Here is a 16,972-nt window from a genome sequence, read left to right on the forward strand (position 1 = left end):
TCCGACCCCGGCACCGGGGGGGCGACGAACGACAGGAGCGCCGCGTCGACGCCGGTCCGATGAGGGCCGCCGCGGTCACGCCCTCCGGCTTCTTCTCGGCGGCCGGCGCGCGGACTGTGTGGGGCGCGGCCGCTGCTCCACGTCTCGCTCCCGGACACGCCGTGGGAGCACGGCGACGGGGCGTGTGCGCTCACGCTCGCGGCGCGCCGGGCAGGGAACAGGCCCCCGTCCGAATGGACGGGGGCCTGTTCGAGATGCAGCGGGCGGCGCCTCAGACAGCCGGCTTCTCGGCGGCGTCGGATGCCGCGTCGGCAGCCTGCTCGTCGTCGGACTCGATCAATGCGTCGGCCTCCTCGAGCACGTCGGGGGTGTCGGCCGTGTCGGGCTGCTCCTGGCCGGACGCCGTGGGCGCGTCTTCGACGTCGCTCGCGACATCCGCGACCTCGACCTCAACGACCTCGGCCTGGTAGCCGGGAGCGTCCTCGGGGAACGCCTCCTCGCCGAACGCGAGGAAGTCGAACTCCACGTCGATCTCGGCGCGGTCGAGCAGCTCGGTCATGCGACGCTGACGGTTGCGCGGGATCAGGGTGACCACGCGGCCCTCCTTGCCGGCGCGGCCCGTGCGGCCCGAGCGGTGCAGGTACGTCTTGTACTCCTCGGGCGCGTCGGCCTGGATCACGAGGTCGATGTCGTCGACGTGGATGCCGCGTGCCGCGACATCCGTCGCCACGAGCACGTCGACGCGGCCCGAGGTGAGCTGCGCGAGGTTGCGCGTGCGGCGCGACTGGTTCAGGTCTCCGTGCAGTGCCACGGCACGGATGCCGTAGTTCTCGAGGTGGTCGGTCAGGTCCTCGGCGAACGCACGCGTGCGGCTGAAGACGAGGGTCTTGCCCTTGCGGTTCGCGAGCTGGGCGACGATGTCGCGCTTCTCGCGGTTCTCGATCACGAACACGCGGTGCTCGATCGTCGAGGAGGCCTGGTCCTCGCCGGCGACCTCGTGCACGGCCGGGTCGACGAGGAACTCGTCGACGAGCGTCGCGACGCCCTGGTCGAGCGTGGCCGAGAAGAGGAGCTTCTGGCTGCCCTTCGCGGTGCGGCGGAGGATGCGCTGCACCGGCTCGAGGAACCCGAGGTCGCACATGTGGTCGGCCTCGTCGAGCACCGTGATGGCGATCTCGCTGAGGTCGAGGCGCCCCTGCTCGATGAGGTCCTCGATGCGGCCGGGGGTGCCGATCACGATGTCGACGCCGCGCTGCAGCGCACCGACCTGACGGCCCTGGGGCACGCCGCCGTAGATCTGCGTGGTGAAGAGGCCGACGCTCTGCGCGATCGGCTGCACGGTGCGGTCGATCTGCAGCGCGAGCTCGCGCGTCGGCGCGAGGATGAGCGCGCGGGGCTTGCGGCCCATCTGGCGCTTGCCGCCGGCCTTGCCGCCCTGGGCCCAGAGCGTCATGAGGCGCTCGACGGTCGGGGCACCGAAGGCGATGGTCTTGCCGGAGCCGGTCTTGCCGCGGCCGAGCACGTCGCGACCCTCGAGCACGACGGGGATCGTCGCGGCCTGGATCGGGAACGGCGACGCCGCGCCGAGCTCGGCGAGCACGCGCACCACGTTGTTGCCGAGACCGAGGTCGCCGAAGCTCACGCCCTCGACGTCGCCGGCCTGGATCGCCTCGGCCTCGAGGCGCTCGAGCACCACGTCGTCGTTCGGCGTGAAGTGCCCCGCGTCCTTCGACGGGTAGAAGCTCGACGGGCGACGCTCGGAGTCCTGGAACCCGGCGCGGTCGAACGAACGCGCGGGGCGGTCGTTGCGATCGTTGCGGTTGTACGAGCGGGGAGCGCGGTCATCACGGGCCGGGCGGTCGTTCCGGTCGAAGGAACGGGCCGGGCGGTCGTTGCGATCGAACGAACGGGGAGCGCGGTCGTTGCGGTCGAACTCGCGACGCGGCGCACGCTCGTCACGATCGAACGAACGGGGAGCGCGGTCGTCACGGGCCGGACGGTCGTTGCGGTCGTTGCGGTCGTTGCGGTCGAACGAACGGGGAGCGCGGTCGTCACGGGCCGGACGGTCGTTGCGGTCGTTGCGATCGAACGAACGCGCCGGGCGGTCGTTCCGGTCGAACGAACGGGCCGGGCGGTCATTGCGGTCGAACTCGCGACGCGGCGCACGGTCGTCACGGTCGAACGAACGCGCCGGGCGGTCGTTGCGGTCGAACGAACGGGGAGCGCGGTCGTCACGGGCCGGACGGTCGTTGCGGTCGTTCCGGTCGAACGAACGGGGAGCACGGTCGTTCCGGTCGTTGCGGTCGAACGAACGAGGAGCGCGATCGTTGCGGTCGAACTCGCGACGCGGCGCACGGTCGTCACGATCGAAGGAACGCGCGGGGCGGTCGTTGCGGTCGTACGAACGGGGAGCACGGTCGTCACGGGCCGGACGGTCGTTGCGGTCGTTGCGGTCGAACGAACGCGCCGGGCGGTCGTTGCGGTCGTACGAGCGGGGAGCGCGGTCGTCGCGGTCGGAGCGACGCGCGCCGCGGTCGTCTTCGCGAGGAGCGCGGCCACCGGCGTCGCGGTCGGCGCGGTGGGGGGTGCGGCCGGTGGAGACGCGCTCGTCGCGCGACCAGCGGTCCTTGGCGCGGGGGGCATCGACCTCTTCGGGGCGGTGGCCGCGGTGGCCGGCGCTGCGCGATCCGGGCTTGGTGCCGCCGGCGCGTGCCGGTCGGCCCTTGCCGCCGCTCGCGTACGAGGGATCGAAGTTCTTGGCCGGGCGTCCGCCGGCGGGCTTCTTGTTCTTGGGCATGGCTGTGCTTCCTGGGTTACTTCAAGTACATGGCAGCGCCGCGAGGCGCGCGCTGAGAACCCGGAACATCGTCGACCGGGGCCGTTCACATACGGTGACTATTCGCGACCTGATGACGCGAAACCGGCCCTTTGGACTCACAAACCCATCCGCACGACATGTGCGGTGTCCAGAACCGACGCCCCAAGCCTAGCGGATGCCGCTGGGAAACCCCCGTGCACCGGGCCTCGAGGCCCGGCAGGGCGGCCCGTCCGCGACATCCGCCGCACCGCGTTTCGTCGAACCGCCCCGGCGGGTTAGCATCACTGCACCCCTGACCGGAGCCCGCCGTGACCTCGACCCGAACCCCGGGCGGCCCACGCCGGCGCGCACGACGCGTGCTGGTGGCCGCCGCAGCCGCCCTCGTGGCGGTCGTCGGCGTGGCCGCGCTCTCGGGATTCCACCGCGAACTGCGCGAGATCGACCCTCGAGGGGCGGATGCCGCGAGCGAACTCTCGGGCACCATCGCCCAGGTCGGCATCCGCACGTTCACGGCCCCCGCCGGCATCCGCATCGACGAAGACGTCGAGTACGGCGTGCAGGACGACGGCACGGTGCTGACGCTGGACGTCTGCCGCCCGTCCGCGACGGCCATGGCGTTCGCCGCCGACGACGAAGGGCTGCTGCCAGCGGTCGTGTCGATCCACGGCGGCAGCTGGGCGCGCGGCGACAAGGCGAACGCCGACTGGCGCAACGTGTGCGCGTGGCTCGCGAGCGAGGGGTTCGTCGCGGCATCCGTCAACTATCGGCTCGCGCCCCAGGTGCGCTTCCCCGCGGCGATCGACGATGTGGAGCTCGCCGTGGAGTGGCTGCGCGAGCCCGCTCAGCTCGAGCGCTTCGACGTCGACCCAGCGCGCATCGGCGCGTTCGGCGGATCCGCGGGCGGCAACCTCGCGGCGCTGCTCGGCACGCGCGGCGAGGGCCCGCTCGACGCAGGATCCCGGGTCGCGGCGGTGGCCGAGATCTCGGGCCCGGTCGGGCTGACCGCGGCCGAGCTGACCACCGACGGAGCCTCGCCGTGGCTGCGCGGCATCGTCGCGGAGTACCTCGGGTGCGAGCCGGGTGCCGGCGACGACGCGTGCCCCCAAGCCGCGGAGGCCTCGGCGACGACGTTCATCGACCCGAGCGACCCGCCCTTCTTCGTGGGCCACGCCGACACCGAGGTGATCCCGCTGGGTCAGTCACGGCGATTCGCGTCGAGCCTCGAGGCGGCCGGCGTGCCCGTCGACCTCGCGGTCAGCTCCGGATCGGAGCACTCGATCGGCATCCTCGACGAGACCATGCGCGCACGCGTCTCGGCCTTCCTGCACGAGCAACTCGACCGATCTTCGAAGGCCAGATGACCCAGGACTCCCCCATCCACATCTCGGGTCACGAGTGGCGGCTGATCGCGATTCGAACGTGGCACGAGTTCCGCATCACCCAGTCGTACGACGTCGCAGCGTCGCTCACCTACTACGCCGTGCTGACGGTGTTCCCGGCGGCGCTCGCGGCGCTCGCGATCCTCGGCGTGTTCGGCACGGCCGAAGAGGTCACGCGGGCGGTGCTCGACGTCATCGCCGACCTCGGCGGCGACTCGATCGCGACGGCGTTGGCCGAGCCGGTCGAACAGCTACTGAACGCGTCGCACCAGTGGTTCGCGATCATCGTCGGCTCGGCCGGCGCACTGTGGTCGGTCTCGGGGTACCTGGGCGTGTTCGGTCGCGGCATGAACCGCATCCTGCACGTCGAGGAGGGCCGGCCGTTCTGGGAGTCGCGCCCGCTCATGGTGCTCACGGCGGCGGGGGTGCTCATCCTGGCCGCGCTGCTCGCGATCATCCTGCTGCTGAGCGGTCCCGTCGCGGAGGCCGCGGCACGCACGCTGGGCCTCGACGAGGGCGTCGCCTTCTGGTGGGACCTCGTGAAGATCCCGGTGGCGGTCGCCCTGATGGCCGCCACGATCGCCGTGCTCTACTGGGCGACGCCGAACGTGCGCCGTCGAAACTTCCGCTGGATGAGCGTGGGGGCGGCGGGCGCCGTGCTCACCTGGGGTCTCGCGACCTGGCTGTTCGGCTGGTACGCCGTGGGGCTCGGCACCTACGAGCGCAACTACGGCGTGCTCGGCAGTGCGGTGGCCTTCATGCTCTGGGTCTGGTTGTCGAACTTCGCGATCGTGCTCGGGGCGGTGCTCGACACCGAGGTCGAGCGCGTTCGCCAGCTGCACTCGGGCGTGCCCGCAGAGGAGAAACTGCAGTTGCCGCTGCGCGACGACCGGATGATCCGCAAGAACCGCGAGCAGCGGGCCGCCGACGTGCGCGCGGCCGTCGAGCTCAAGCCCCCGCACACCGTCGAGGACTTCGTCTAGCCGCGTCCGCCCGCCGATCCGCCGGTGTCGAGACGCTTCGCTCCCCGACCGGCGTGATGATCGCCGGCCTCAAGGAGGCGCGTCAGCGCCGCCTCGAGACCAGCGCCTCCCCGCGCACCCCCGCGCGAGGAGGGAACGGCCCCGGGTTCGGGATCCCGGGGCCGTTCAGGGTCCGCCCCCGCCGAGTGCGTCGCCAGCACTCGACGGGGGCGGAGTCAGTGGTGGTGCCCCGGTCGCCCGGGCACCGTGAGGGACGTGCCGTGCTCGCCGTGCGGCACGGCCTCCTCGCCCGCCCGCGTTCCGGCGAGCGCGGGCGTCGCGAGCGCCGCCACGAGGGCGGCCCCCGCCGCCACGCCGATCGCCGAGACGACGGGCCGGCGGGCCGACCGCATCGCGGTCTTCGTCGTGCGAGGCACGCCTGCGGCATCCGCTCGCCCTGCTCGTGCCGACCGCTCCGTTCGAAGCGTCACGGCCGCACCGACGGCGACCACGAGCGCGAACAGGTCTGCGACGAGCAGCGGCAGCGATGCGATGCCCGCGACCGCCGCGGCGCCCGAAGCGAAGACCGCTGCGGACGCCGCGATCAGCACGAGCGCCGCGACGAGCGCGGCACGAGGGGCGGGCGCCCGACCGGTTCGCAGCGCCACGACGGCCCAACCGAGGGCGGCGATGCCGCTCCCGATCAGCGCCGCAGCGGCTGCGATCCCCCAGGCCGGGGCGCCCATGGCACCGGCGCCCACCGCGGTGAGCACGAGCCCCGCGCCGAGCGCGGAGAACACGGGCCAGCTTCGCGTGAGGTGCGTCAGTGCCGACACGGCCGGGCTCCCTAGGCCGTGGCCGTGCGGTTGGAGGCGTGCGTCGTGGCGCGTTCGGCCCCGAGGCCGACGCCCAGCAGCACGAGTGCACTCGCGAGGTGCAGGAAGTGGTCGGCGGTGTTCAGCGCGAGGATGTTCGCACCGGTGCCGACCAGGAAGAAGCCGACGATGCCGAGCAGGAGATAGGCCGCACCGACGACGACGTTGACCGTCTTCGCCGCCCGAAGGCTCACGATTCCGGCGATGAGCAGGGCGCCGCCGATGAGCAGGTGCGCGATGTTGTGCAGCGGGTTGACGGCGAAGACGCCGAGCAGCAGGCCGCCCTCGGTGGCGATGAAGCCGACACCGCCGGTGACGGCGAAGCCGAGCAGGCCGACGAGCACGTAGACGGCGCCGAAGATGGTCGCGACGGCGCGATTGACAGAGCTGAACATGGGTTCCTCCTCGAGTTCCGCGACGGATGCCGCGTAGACGCCGCGGATGCCGCGGCTCGGGTCGATCGATGCGGGGCGCCGGCCGCCTCGGCACGGCGCCCCGCGATCGGTGCTACATCGTGGGCATCAGCACCGTGTCGATGAGGTACACGGTCGCGTTGGCGGTGTGCACGCCACCGCAGATGACCTTCGCGTCGTTGACCATGAGGTCATCGCCCGAACCCGTCACCTCGACGTCGCCGCCCTGCACGGTGGTGTGCATTCCGGCGATCTCGTCGGGCGAGAGCTGGCCGGGCACCACGTGGTACGTCAGGATCGACGTGAGCGTGGCCGAGTCGGTCTTCAGCGACTCGATGGTGGCGGGGTCGATCTTGGCGAACGCGTCGTCGACGGGAGCGAAGACGGTGAACTCGTCACCGTTCAGCGTGTCGACGAGGTTCACGTCGGGGTTCAGCTGGCCCGAGACCGCCGCGGTGAGCGTGGTCAGGATCGGGTTGTTGGAGGCCGCGACGGCCACCGGGTCCTCGGCCATGCCGGCGACCGAACCCGCGCCATCCGGCACCTGCTCGGCGTAGGCGGCGCAACCGGAGCCGACGAGGTCTGCGGCCGGGTCCATGGCCTCTTCGGTGGGAGCCATCGACTCCTGCGACGTGGTGGGCTCGTCGGACTCCGACGAGGTGGTGTCGCCTGAGCTGCAGCCTGCCAGGCCGAGCATGGCGACGGCCGTGATCGAGAACACGGCGAGCGCGGTACGGGTGCTGCGGATCGATCGCATGGATCTCCTCCTTCGTAGTGGCCGGCCCTGATCGGGTCGACACGAGGGGTTCGGAGGAGGTCGTGGATCGGATTGGACGGATGTCGGATCCGGTCGAGCAGCGCCGATCTCACCGCCTGCTGGGCCGCGAGTCGTCCACCGTGCGGTGTTCGGCGTACCCACTCGGAGCGGAACCGAGATAATGAACCATGTCTTCCTCTGTCGAACGCCGCTCCAATCCGACCGCCTGGGCCGCATTCTGGTTCGCGCTGGCAGGCCTCGTGCTCATGCCCATCCCGCTGTTCATCGGGCTGATCCTCGGCGGAGCGCTCTCGGTCATCGCCGCCGTCCTCGCGGTGATCGCCCTCCTCAAGGGGCTCGCGCGCAGCGGCAAGGGCATCGCCCCCGTCGTGTTCGCCGCGATCTTCATCGCGCTCACGTGGGGCGGCATCTCGGTCGGCGGCGGCACGATCTGGTAGATCGACCGCGGGTCGTCGGCGAGGTCAGCGGTTGTCGTCGCCCGTGTCGGCGAGTCCGCTGCCTCCCTCACCGGAGCCGTTCCAGCTCCAGCCGGTGACCTCGGGGTCGTCCTCGCCGTGAGCTCGCGTGTACGCACGCGCCCGCAGCCGGGCATCCTGCATCTCCTGCCGGAGCGGTCCCTCGAGGTCGGCCAGGCCGGGCACGCGATCGATGACGTCGATCACGAGCTGGAAGCGATCGAGTTGGTTGAGCATCACCATGTCGAACGGCGTGGTCGTGGTGCCCTCCTCCTTGTAGCCGCGCACGTGAAGTTTGCCATGCCCGTGCCGCTTGTAGGTGAGGCGATGGATGAGCCACGGATACCCGTGGTACGCGAACACGACCGGCCGGTCGTCGGTGAAGATCGCGTCGTAGTCGCGGTCGGAGAGCCCGTGCGGGTGCTCGGTGTCGTTCTGCAGCCGCATCAGGTCGACCACGTTGACGACCCGCACCGCGAGCGAGGGGATCCGGTCTCGCAGGATGCTCGCGGCGGCGAGCACCTCGAGCGTCGGCACGTCGCCGGCCGCGGCGAGCACGACATCCGGCTTCTCACCCGGCTTCTCGGTGCCGGCCCAGTCGAGCAGGCCGATGCCGCGCGTGCAGTGCGCGACCGCCTCCTCCATCGTGAGCCAGTTCGGCGCCGGCTGCTTGCCGGCCACGACCACGTTCACGTAGTCGACCGTTCGCAGGCAGTGGTCGTAGGTCGACAGGAGCGTGTTCGCGTCGAACGGGAGATACACCCGCACGACCTCGGCCTTCTTGTTGACGACGTGGTCGATGAACCCGGGATCCTGGTGTGAGAAGCCGTTGTGGTCCTGCCGCCAGACGTGCGAGCTCAACAGGTAGTTGAGCGAGGAGACGGGGCGGCGCCACGGGATCTTCTTCGACGAGCTCAACCACTTCGCATGCTGGTTGAACATCGAGTCGACGATGTGGATGAACGCCTCGTACGAGTTGAGGAGGCCGTGCCGACCGGTCAGGAGGTAGCCCTCGAGCCAACCCTCGCACTGGTGCTCGCTCAGCATCTCCATCACGCGCCCGGCCCGGGCGAGGTGATTGTCGGCGGCATCGATCGGCCACAACTCCGCGTTCCACTGCTTGTCGGTCACCTCGAACACGGCCTGGAGCCGGTTCGACGCGGTCTCGTCGGGGCCGAAGATGCGGAAGTTCGTGGGGTTCGCCTCGATCACGTCGCGGAGCCACGTGCCGAGCACTGCGGTGGCGCTGCTGACCGTCTCTCCCGGCGACGGAACGTCGACCGCGTACGCGCGGAAATCGGGAAGCCTGAGTTCGGTGCGCAGCAGGCCGCCGTTGGCGACGGGGTTCGCGCTCATCCGGAGTTCACCCACGGGTGCCAACGCGGTCGCGAGCGCGACGGGGGCGCCGGACTCGTCGAACAATTCCTCGGGCCGGTAGGACTGCATCCAGGCCTCGAGCAGGCGCAGGTGCTCCTCGGTGTCGCGCGCGCTGGCGAGCGGAACCTGGTGCGACCGCCAGTTGTTCTCAGCGGGGTGCCCGTCGATCTCCTTCGGGCAGGTCCACCCCTTCGGGGTGCGCAGGATGATCATCGGCCAGGCGGGTCGCCCCTCGAGCGTGCCGGCCGCGGCATCCGCCTTGATCTGCGCGATCTGGTCGAGCACGGCATCGAGCGTCGCCGCGAACCGCGCGTGCACCTCGATCGGGTCTTCGTCGTCGAAGCCGCCCGACACGAGGTACGGCGTGTGGCCGTAGCCGCGCATGAGGTCGAGCAGTTCGGACTCGGGGATCCGCGCGAGCACCGTCGGGTTCGCGATCTTGTAGCCGTTGAGGTGCAGGATCGGCAGCACCACCCCGTCTTGCAGCGGGTCGAGGAACTTGTTGGAATGCCACGCGGTCGCCAAGGGCCCCGTCTCAGCCTCGCCGTCGCCGACGACCGTCGCGACCAGGAGGTCGGGGTTGTCGAACGCGGCACCGTAGGCGTGCGACAGCGAATAGCCCAGCTCGCCGCCCTCGTGGATGGACCCGGGCGTCTCGGGAGCCGCATGACTCGGAATTCCTCCCGGGAACGAGAATTGCCGGAACAGCCCGCGCAAGCCGTCGGTCGACTGGTCGATGGCCCCGTAGAGCTCGCTGTACGTGCCGTCGAGATAGGCGTTGGCGACCATGCCCGGACCTCCGTGGCCCGGGCCGGCGATGTAGATCGTGTTGAGGCTGCGCTCCTGGATCGCCCGGTTCAGGTGGGCGTAGACGAAGTTCAGTCCCGGCGTCGTGCCCCAGTGTCCGAGCAGGCGCGGCTTGATGTCGTCTCGGGTGAGCGGACGACGCAGCAGCGGATTGTCGAGCAGGTAGATCTGGCCGATCGAGAGGTAGTTCGCCGCCCGCCACCAGGCGTTCAGCTGCTGCAGCGTGTGCGCCGCGAGCGGTTCACCCGACCCTTCGACCCATGCCTGCGTTGCTGCACTCGTTGCCATGAAACCGTCCCCGTTTCCGCCGATGCGATGCTCATCCCAGCGTCGCAGAACGGACCCGACGGCACAACGAACGGCGGCATCGGTCATCCGGCGTTCAACCGGCGGAGCTACTTCAGCCGTTGCAGCGCCGCGAGCAGCTCGGGGCCGCGTCGGTCGTAGATGTCGCCTCCGACGCGGATGCCGATGACCAGCAGCACGGAGCCGAGCACGATGCCGAGGGCGAGCGAGATCCAGCCGTAGACGACCTGACCGGTCGCGAAGCCGACGATCGCGAGCACGAGCTCCGGCAGCACGAGCACCGTGAGGATGCCCCACGTCGCGAACAGCGACAGCGTCAGGCTGAACCCCCCGCCGGGCTTCGACTTGAACGGGCTCTCGCCGGGCGCCGGCACGGCGAAGATGAACCGTCCCGAGACGAGCGACGACAGCCCGAAGCCGCTGAGGAGCACGCCGACGGTGATGCCGAGCAGGCCGGGCAACGCCGTCCACGCACCCGTCAGCCACACGGTTGCGAGCACCGTCAGCAGCGAGAGCGGCACCGCGAACACGGCGAGTGCGAGCACGCGGCCGATCCGGTCGTCGCGACCGCTGACGCCCTGCTGCAGGTGCAGCGCGAAGGCGGTGTTGTCGTACGAGATGTCCGCGTAGATCGACAGCGCGAGCAGGAAGGCGATGATCGGCCCGACCGAGTTCAGGGGCGTCAGGTCGCCGTTCGAGCCGGCGTAGACCAGCACGAACACGGGCACGAGGGGCAGCGTGATCAGCGACTGCGCGTACCGGGGGTCGCGGATCCAGTACGTGAGGGCTCGTGCCGCGACGGCGCCGGCCGGGGTTCCCGGGAAGGTGCCGAAGAAGCCGAGCCCGCGCCGCGCGGCCTTCGCCGGCGTCGACCGCGCCGGCGTCTCCAGCGCCTTGGCGAGGCTCCATCGCCAGACGAGCGCGAACACGACCAGCGTCACGACGCCGATCAGGAACTCCAGTCCCGCACGCCCGAACTGCCCTGCCGCGACGTCGGCAGGGACCGCCCAGATCGCGCCGAACGGCGTCCAGGCGACGACCGAGGCGATCTGCGGGAGCGAGTCGAAGTCCTCGCTCAGGAGGCGCTGCAGGCCGAGGATGATCGGCCCGAGCAGGATGATCGGGATGAAGACGACGAGGCCCTTGGCCTCGCGGAACCGCCGGCCCTCACCGATGACCGAGACGAGCGCGACGAGCATCCGCGATCCGATGACGCAGGTGAGCACGCCGATCACGGCGCACACCACGGCCGCGACCGCGGCGAGCGGATACCGCACCCAGGTGAGCGCCGTGGCGAGCGCGGCCAGCGAGGTCACGATGCCCGGCACCCCGAGCACCCCGCTCACGGCGAGCCCGACGAGCAACTTGGAGATCGGGATCGGGAACGGCACGAGCCGTGAAGGTTCGACCGTCTGGTCGATGCCCGAGGTCAGTACCGGCAGGAACGTCCAGCCGAGCACGAGCGCGGCGCCCGCGAGCACGACGATGGTGCGAGCCACGTCGATCGAGGCGAACCCGAGTGCGACGAGCCCGGCGATGACGCCGATCAGGATGCCGAGGCCGTAGAGCCCGCCGATGACCACCGCGACCATCTGCCATGGACTCCGCTGCAGCGAGTTCCAGAGCAGCAGGAATCGGAGCCTTACGAGTGTCGCAACCACTCGGGGCCTCCTCCCGATCGGCGACCCCCGACGAGTTCGACGAACCGGTCCTCGAGGGTCGAGCCGTCGCGCACCGCATCGGTCGTCCCGGACGCGAGCACGCGTCCCTCGGCGATGACCGCGACGTGGTCGCACATGCGCTGCACGAGGTCCATCGCATGGCTCGACACGATGACGGTGCCGCCCGAGCTCACGAACCCGTCGAGGATGTCGCGGATGTTCGCCGCCGACACGGGGTCGACCGATTCGAACGGCTCGTCGAGCACGAGCAGCCTCGGCGCGTGCACCAGGGCGCACGCCAGCGCGATCTTCTTCGTCATGCCCGCCGAGTAGTCGACGACGAGCGTGCCGCCCGCGCTCTCCAGATCGAGGAGCTGCAGCAGGTCGGCCGCGCGCTCGGCGACCACCTCGCGGGGCAGGCCGCCGAGCAGCCCCGCGTAGGTCACGAGCTGGATGCCGGAGAGTCGGTCGAAGAGGCGGACGCCGTCGCTGAGGATTCCGACGAGCTTCTTCGTCTCGACCAGGTCGTGCCAGACGTCGACGCCGTGGAGGCGGATCTCACCGGCATCCGGTCGCAGCAGGCCGGTGGCCATCGACAGCGTGGTCGTCTTGCCCGCGCCGTTCGGCCCGACGAGTCCGAAGAACGACCCGCTCGGCACGTCGAGGTCGAGCCCGGACACGGCGACCTTGTCGCCGAAGCGCTTGACCAGCCCCCTGATCACGAGCGCCGGTTCGGCGCCCTGGGTCGTGGGTCGTGGGTCGTCCATCATGCGGATCTCCGATCGGTCCGATTCGAGCGAACTCCACCAACCCTAGGAACGGACCGGCCTCGAAAGATCCCCCTTGCGACGGATTCACGGCCCTCGTATGGGGGCCGGGAGGCGCGCGGGCGTCAGGCCCGCTCCGCGAGAAGCTCCTCCATGAGGGCGATCTCCGCGTTCTGACTCGTCACGACCGACGTGGCGAAGGGCGTCACGAGCGTGTTCGTCGATCGCTCGAGCACGGCATCGGCCATCTCGATCGCACCGCGGTGGTGCGCGATCATCAGCTCGAGGAAGAGCCGCTCGGCGTCGACGCCGGTGGCGGCCTTCAGCTCGGCGATCTGCTGCGGGGTCGCGAGCCCGGGCATCGGCTGGCCGGGCTCATGCGTCCCGCCGTCGTGCTCCTCGTGCTCCGCCGAGCCGGTCGGCGCCCTGGTCATCCAGGTCATCGACGGTTCGGACGCCGCCTGCGGCAGCCCCCACGAACGCAGCCACCCGTACAGCTGGCCGGCCTGCTGCGACTGCGTCTGGGCGATGTCGTACGCGAGCAGTCGGATGTCGGGGTCGTCGGTCTCGTCGCGGACGATCATCGCGAGCTCGGCGCCCTGGAGGTGGTGCACCTGCATGTCGCGCGAGAACCCGGCCTCGGCACTCGTGTCGGCCGGCGTCGGATCGGCGAGTGTGCTGAGCCGACCGATCGAGAAGGCCACCACCGCGACGACGACGAGGGCGACGGATGCGGCGATGAGCACCGACATCCGCCCGACGGAGCCGTTCCGAGCGGTCATGACACCTTGCCGGGGGCGTCGACCGCGCCCGTGCACGGGGCGCCGGGCTCCGGCACGTCGCCGCTCTGCCAGTACTCCTCGATGAACGTCTCGATGCGCGGGTCGCTCACGTCGTCGACGGACAGCAGCGTGTTCCATCCGCTGAGCACGATCGGGGCGGGCAGCTCGCTGAACGGCGAGAGGATCACGTAGGTCGACGGGAGCTTCGCACGCAGTTCGGCGAGGTCCGAGTCCGACAGCGACGGGTCGTAGGTGACCCAGAGCGCGCCGTGCTCGAGGGAGTGCACGGCGTTCTCGTTCGGCACCGGCTCGGAGTAGACGCCGCAGTTCAGCCAGGCCGGGTTGTGCGGTCCGCCCACCGGCGGCGTCTGCTCGTAGTCCACGGGACCCTGCACGTGCTCCGACGCGTTCTCGAAGGTCGCGACGCCCTCGATCTCGGCACCCGTGCCGCCGGCCGCATACGTCTTCGGCTGCGGCGTCAGCACGATGACCGTGACCACGAGCGCGATGACGGCCACGGCGCCGACGGCCGCCGACCAGATCCCGATGCGGCGGTTGCGCTTCGCGCGGGCCTCGCGCCGCCGGTGCTCCTCCAGCTTCCTGGCGCGTTCCTCCGCTCGTTCCTGCTTGAGGCGGGCAGCCTGCTTGACCTTCGGGGGAACGGGCGGGGTCGCGCTCACGCGGGGGCCTCTCTCGAACGGGGTAGGGGTATCCATCCGACCAAAGCTCGCTGGGAGAACGCCGCTGCATCGAGGAGCCCGCGCCTCCGCAACTCCACCCAATCGGATCGGGCGTCGGCTCCGAATACCCGATGACACGCGAAACGAGGTGCCCCGGTGACCACCGCTCCCCGCCGACGTGCCGGTCTGGGCACCGACCGGCATCCCGAGACCTCCGAGCCCGACGGATGACCCATGCACTCCTCTCACGAACCTCGCCGCCGCGCAAGCCGCGGTCCGAGCGACCCGCCTCTGGCATGCTTGGGCTCGTGGTCGACGTCGCTGAGCAGCCCCGGGAGCCCTCGCGCGCGCTCGAGGACCTGCTCGTGGCCACCGCGTCCGGCGACCGTCAGGCGTTCGGACTCCTCTACGACGCGACGTCGGCCCGGGTCTTCGGCCTGGTCCGCCGCCTGCTCGTCGACGCCGCTCAGGCCGAGGAGGTGACGCAGGACGTGTTCCTCGAGGCATGGCAGACCGCAGCCAGGTTCGACCCGGAGCGCGGCTCGGCGATCCCCTGGCTGCTGACGCTCGCCCACCGGCGGGCCGTCGACCGCGTTCGCGCGTCGCAGTCCTCACGCGAACGCGACCTGAAGGCCGGCATCCGCGATCTCGACGTTCCGGTCGACGAGGTCGCCGAGGCGGCCGAGATCACGATCGAGCACGAGAAGGTCGCCGAGGCGTTGACCGCGCTCAGTCCGGCCCAGCGGGAGTGCATCTCGCTGGCCTATTACGGGGGCTGCACGCAGTCCGAGATCGCGACGAGACTCGACGTGCCGCTGGGCACGGTGAAGACCCGGCTTCGAGATGGCATGATCCGATTGCGAGACCTGCTGGGGGTGACGACATGAATCGAGCGGATGACGCGGCGAACGCGGGCGACGACCTGCGCGCCCTCGCGCCGGCGTACGCCCTCGACGCGCTCGACGAGTTCGATCGAGCGCGCTTCGAGCGAGCCCTCGCCGTCTCCCCCGACCTGCAGGCCGAGGTCGCCGCGTTCCGCGAGATCGCCGCGGGCTTCGGCGAGGCCGTCGAACCCGTCGCGCCGCCGGCCTCGCTCAAGGCGAGCCTGTTCGATCGACTCGACTCGGCACCGCAAGAGCGGCGAGCGGATGCCGCGGCATCCGTCGCCCCCGCGCCTTCCGTCGTTCCTGCACCCACCCCCGAGCCCGACCGTGCGCCCGCGCCCGTCGCCGACCTCGCCGCGCGCCGCGCCCGCCGTCGCCTCGCGATCGCGTGGTCGTCGGCCGCAGCCGTGGTGCTGCTCATCGCCGGCGTCTTCGTCGGGGCGAACTGGTTCGGCCCGAACGGCTGGGGCGCGCAGCGCGAGATGGCGTCGCTGGCCGCGGCTTCCGATGCGCAGCAGACCGTCGCCCCGGTGACCGGCGGCGGCGAGGTGACCCTGGTGTCCTCGGTCGAGCAGGGTCGAAGCGCGGTCCTCGCCTCGGGCCTCACCGAGCTCGGCGACGAGCACACCTACGAGCTCTGGTACATCGACGAGGCCGGCGCGATCTCGGCGGGCACGTTCGATGTCGCCGGCAGCGACGAGGCGTGGCGCATCCTCGAGGGCGAGTTCGCCCCCGGCGTCGCGGTGGGCATCACCGTCGAACCGGCCGGCGGTTCGCCGCAGCCCACGACCGATCCGGTCGCCGTCATCCAGACCTAGGCTCGATCGGCTGCTACCAGGGCATCGGTCGGTCGCCGCCGCGCTCGGAGTCGTCGGGGAAGTGCGGCAGCTCGGCGCCGCCGGCGCGGATGCACAGCCACCGCAGCTCGCCCGTGCCGCCCGGCGTCGCCCGCCACGTGCGCCAGACGCCCTGCCCGACGCGCACGACCGAGCCGGCGCCGACGTCGATGACCTCGTCGTCGAGCCCCATCTGCCCCTGCCCCTCGAGGAAGACGTAGAGCTCCTCGACCTTCGCATGGCGGTGCCAGTAGCCCGCCTCCTCGCCCGGCTGCAGCGCGTTCGCCGTCAGGCCGAGGTACTGCATGGTCAGCTCGTGGTCGACGACGCGGCGTCCGTCGCGCGAGCTGTCGGGGCGGAATCCGCCGAAGTGCGATCGCCACGCGTCGAGTCCGCCGATGTCCAGAACCTGAAAGTCGCTCACCCGCGCAGCCTATCGACCCGAAACACTCGGGTAACGCGGGTTGCCTACACTGGTTCAGGCCGAGGGGGCCCACGGAACACCGAGGGCCCTCGCGGCGTTTCCTCGCTCCGATCCCCGCACCACCCCCGCGGGCAACGAGAGGCCACGACCCATGACCGCGAACCAACCCGTCACCGTCTCGATCCGCCGAGAGGTCGACCCCGAACGCATCCCCGAGGTGACCGCCTGGGTGCAGGCCGGCATCAACCGGGCGAACCGGTATCCGGGGTTCCTCGGCTCCGGCTGGGTGCGCGCGGGCGAAGACGTGCACGTGTGGCACATGCTCTACCGGTTCTCGAGCGAGGCGACCCTCGACGCCTGGGAGCACTCCGCCGAGCGCGCCGACTGGCTCGCCACGGGCGAGGGCCTCGTGCGGTCCGAACGATCCCGCCGACGCACCGGCATCGAGGGATGGTTCGACGAGCCGCCGACCGGGTCGATTCCGGTCGTCGACCCGCACGCGACATCCGCCCCCGACGACCTGCCGCCCGCGCCGCCGCGCTGGAAGCAGGCCGTCACCATCTGGCTCGGATTCTTCCCGGTCAACCTCGCCTTCACGTACCTGATCTCGCCCGTGCCCGGGTGGATCGAGCTGCCGATCTGGCTGCGCGTGCTCGCGACCACGCTCGTGCTGACGCCGATCATGACGTACTGGGTGCTGCCGTTCATCACGCGCTCGCTGCGCCGCTGGCTGGCTCCGCGCACCACCTGAGCGGATGCCGCGGGCGG

Annotated in this window: 16 protein-coding genes; 6 read left to right on the plus strand and 10 right to left on the minus strand. The window is 70.9% G+C overall.

Translation table 11 applies throughout. From position 1 onward, the window contains the following. Positions 1–271 precede the first annotated feature (271 nt). Positions 272–2,797: a DEAD/DEAH box helicase gene (locus tag ATC03_RS17320; RefSeq protein ID WP_074401090.1), complete on the minus strand. Its 2,526-nt coding sequence runs from the start codon at positions 2,795–2,797 to the stop codon at positions 272–274. Positions 2,798–3,126: 329 nt separating this feature from the next. Here ATC03_RS17320 and ATC03_RS17325 point away from each other — a divergent pair, with 329 nt between their 5' ends. Then, on the plus strand, positions 3,127–4,179 hold the full coding sequence (locus ATC03_RS17325) for an alpha/beta hydrolase (RefSeq protein ID WP_152031003.1): 1,053 nt from the start codon (positions 3,127–3,129) through the stop codon (positions 4,177–4,179). Further along, on the plus strand, positions 4,176–5,180 hold the full coding sequence (locus ATC03_RS17330) for a YihY/virulence factor BrkB family protein (protein WP_067879849.1): 1,005 nt from the start codon (positions 4,176–4,178) through the stop codon (positions 5,178–5,180). Before ATC03_RS17325 ends, ATC03_RS17330 begins: the two co-directional genes overlap by 4 nt. Positions 5,181–5,395: 215 nt before the next feature. Here the strand turns inward: ATC03_RS17330 and ATC03_RS17335 are convergent, their stop codons facing one another. The 3 genes from ATC03_RS17335 to ATC03_RS17345 form a co-directional block, all read right to left on the minus strand. Continuing rightward, positions 5,396–5,995 carry a hypothetical protein gene (locus tag ATC03_RS17335; RefSeq protein ID WP_067879852.1) on the minus strand — a complete coding sequence of 200 codons (600 nt, stop codon included), beginning with the start codon at positions 5,993–5,995 and terminating at the stop codon, positions 5,396–5,398. An 11-nt stretch (positions 5,996–6,006) separates the two neighbouring features. Further along, complete coding sequence (locus ATC03_RS17340; RefSeq protein WP_067879855.1) at positions 6,007–6,429, minus strand: DUF4383 domain-containing protein; 423 nt, start codon at positions 6,427–6,429, stop codon at positions 6,007–6,009. Between the two features lie 112 nt (positions 6,430–6,541). After that, positions 6,542–7,204 (minus strand): fasciclin domain-containing protein, encoded by a 663-nt coding sequence (locus ATC03_RS17345; RefSeq protein ID WP_169829227.1) that lies wholly within the window; start codon positions 7,202–7,204, stop codon positions 6,542–6,544. 188 nt (positions 7,205–7,392) lie between these two features. Here ATC03_RS17345 and ATC03_RS17350 point away from each other — a divergent pair, with 188 nt between their 5' ends. Further along, complete coding sequence (locus ATC03_RS17350; protein ID WP_067879857.1) at positions 7,393–7,662, plus strand: hypothetical protein; 270 nt, start codon at positions 7,393–7,395, stop codon at positions 7,660–7,662. Positions 7,663–7,686: 24 nt separating this feature from the next. Here ATC03_RS17350 and ATC03_RS17355 read toward each other — a convergent pair whose 3' ends face one another. From ATC03_RS17355 to ATC03_RS17375, 5 genes are all read right to left on the minus strand, one after another. Beyond that, positions 7,687–10,152 (minus strand): phosphoketolase family protein, encoded by a 2,466-nt coding sequence (locus tag ATC03_RS17355; protein ID WP_067879860.1) that lies wholly within the window; start codon positions 10,150–10,152, stop codon positions 7,687–7,689. A 107-nt stretch (positions 10,153–10,259) separates the two neighbouring features. Further along, positions 10,260–11,831 (minus strand): transporter, encoded by a 1,572-nt coding sequence (locus ATC03_RS17360; RefSeq protein ID WP_067879863.1) that lies wholly within the window; start codon positions 11,829–11,831, stop codon positions 10,260–10,262. Next, on the minus strand, positions 11,813–12,601 hold the full coding sequence (locus tag ATC03_RS17365) for an ABC transporter ATP-binding protein (RefSeq protein ID WP_227820151.1): 789 nt from the start codon (positions 12,599–12,601) through the stop codon (positions 11,813–11,815). Before ATC03_RS17365 ends, ATC03_RS17360 begins: the two co-directional genes overlap by 19 nt. Positions 12,602–12,723: 122 nt before the next feature. Further along, on the minus strand, positions 12,724–13,380 hold the full coding sequence (locus ATC03_RS17370; RefSeq protein WP_084003592.1) for a DUF305 domain-containing protein: 657 nt from the start codon (positions 13,378–13,380) through the stop codon (positions 12,724–12,726). Then, entirely contained in the window at positions 13,377–14,060 is a 684-nt protein-coding gene (locus tag ATC03_RS17375; RefSeq protein ID WP_074401092.1) for a DUF3105 domain-containing protein, read from the minus strand. Before ATC03_RS17375 ends, ATC03_RS17370 begins: the two co-directional genes overlap by 4 nt. 296 nt (positions 14,061–14,356) lie before the next feature. Here ATC03_RS17375 and sigK point away from each other — a divergent pair, with 296 nt between their 5' ends. Together sigK and ATC03_RS17385 are read left to right on the plus strand one after the other, a co-directional pair. Beyond that, positions 14,357–14,947: an ECF RNA polymerase sigma factor SigK gene (gene sigK, locus ATC03_RS17380; protein WP_067879872.1), complete on the plus strand. Its 591-nt coding sequence runs from the start codon at positions 14,357–14,359 to the stop codon at positions 14,945–14,947. Continuing rightward, entirely contained in the window at positions 14,944–15,762 is an 819-nt protein-coding gene (locus ATC03_RS17385) for an anti-sigma factor (protein WP_084003593.1), read from the plus strand. The genes sigK and ATC03_RS17385 overlap by 4 nt, the downstream gene beginning before the upstream one ends. A gap of 13 nt (positions 15,763–15,775) precedes the next feature. Here the strand turns inward: ATC03_RS17385 and ATC03_RS17390 are convergent, their stop codons facing one another. Continuing rightward, positions 15,776–16,204, minus strand: coding sequence for a cupin domain-containing protein (locus tag ATC03_RS17390; RefSeq protein WP_067879875.1), 429 nt, complete (start codon positions 16,202–16,204; stop codon positions 15,776–15,778). Positions 16,205–16,355: 151 nt separating this feature from the next. On the opposite strand from ATC03_RS17390, the gene ATC03_RS17395 reads away from it, so the two are divergent. Continuing rightward, the gene (locus tag ATC03_RS17395) at positions 16,356–16,955 is read left to right on the plus strand and encodes an antibiotic biosynthesis monooxygenase (protein WP_067879878.1); all 600 of its coding nucleotides are present in this window, start codon (positions 16,356–16,358) and stop codon (positions 16,953–16,955) included. Positions 16,956–16,972 lie beyond the last annotated feature (17 nt).

Origin of the sequence: Agromyces aureus, from assembly GCF_001660485.1 — a bacterium.
Taxonomy (GTDB): domain Bacteria; phylum Actinomycetota; class Actinomycetes; order Actinomycetales; family Microbacteriaceae; genus Agromyces; species Agromyces aureus.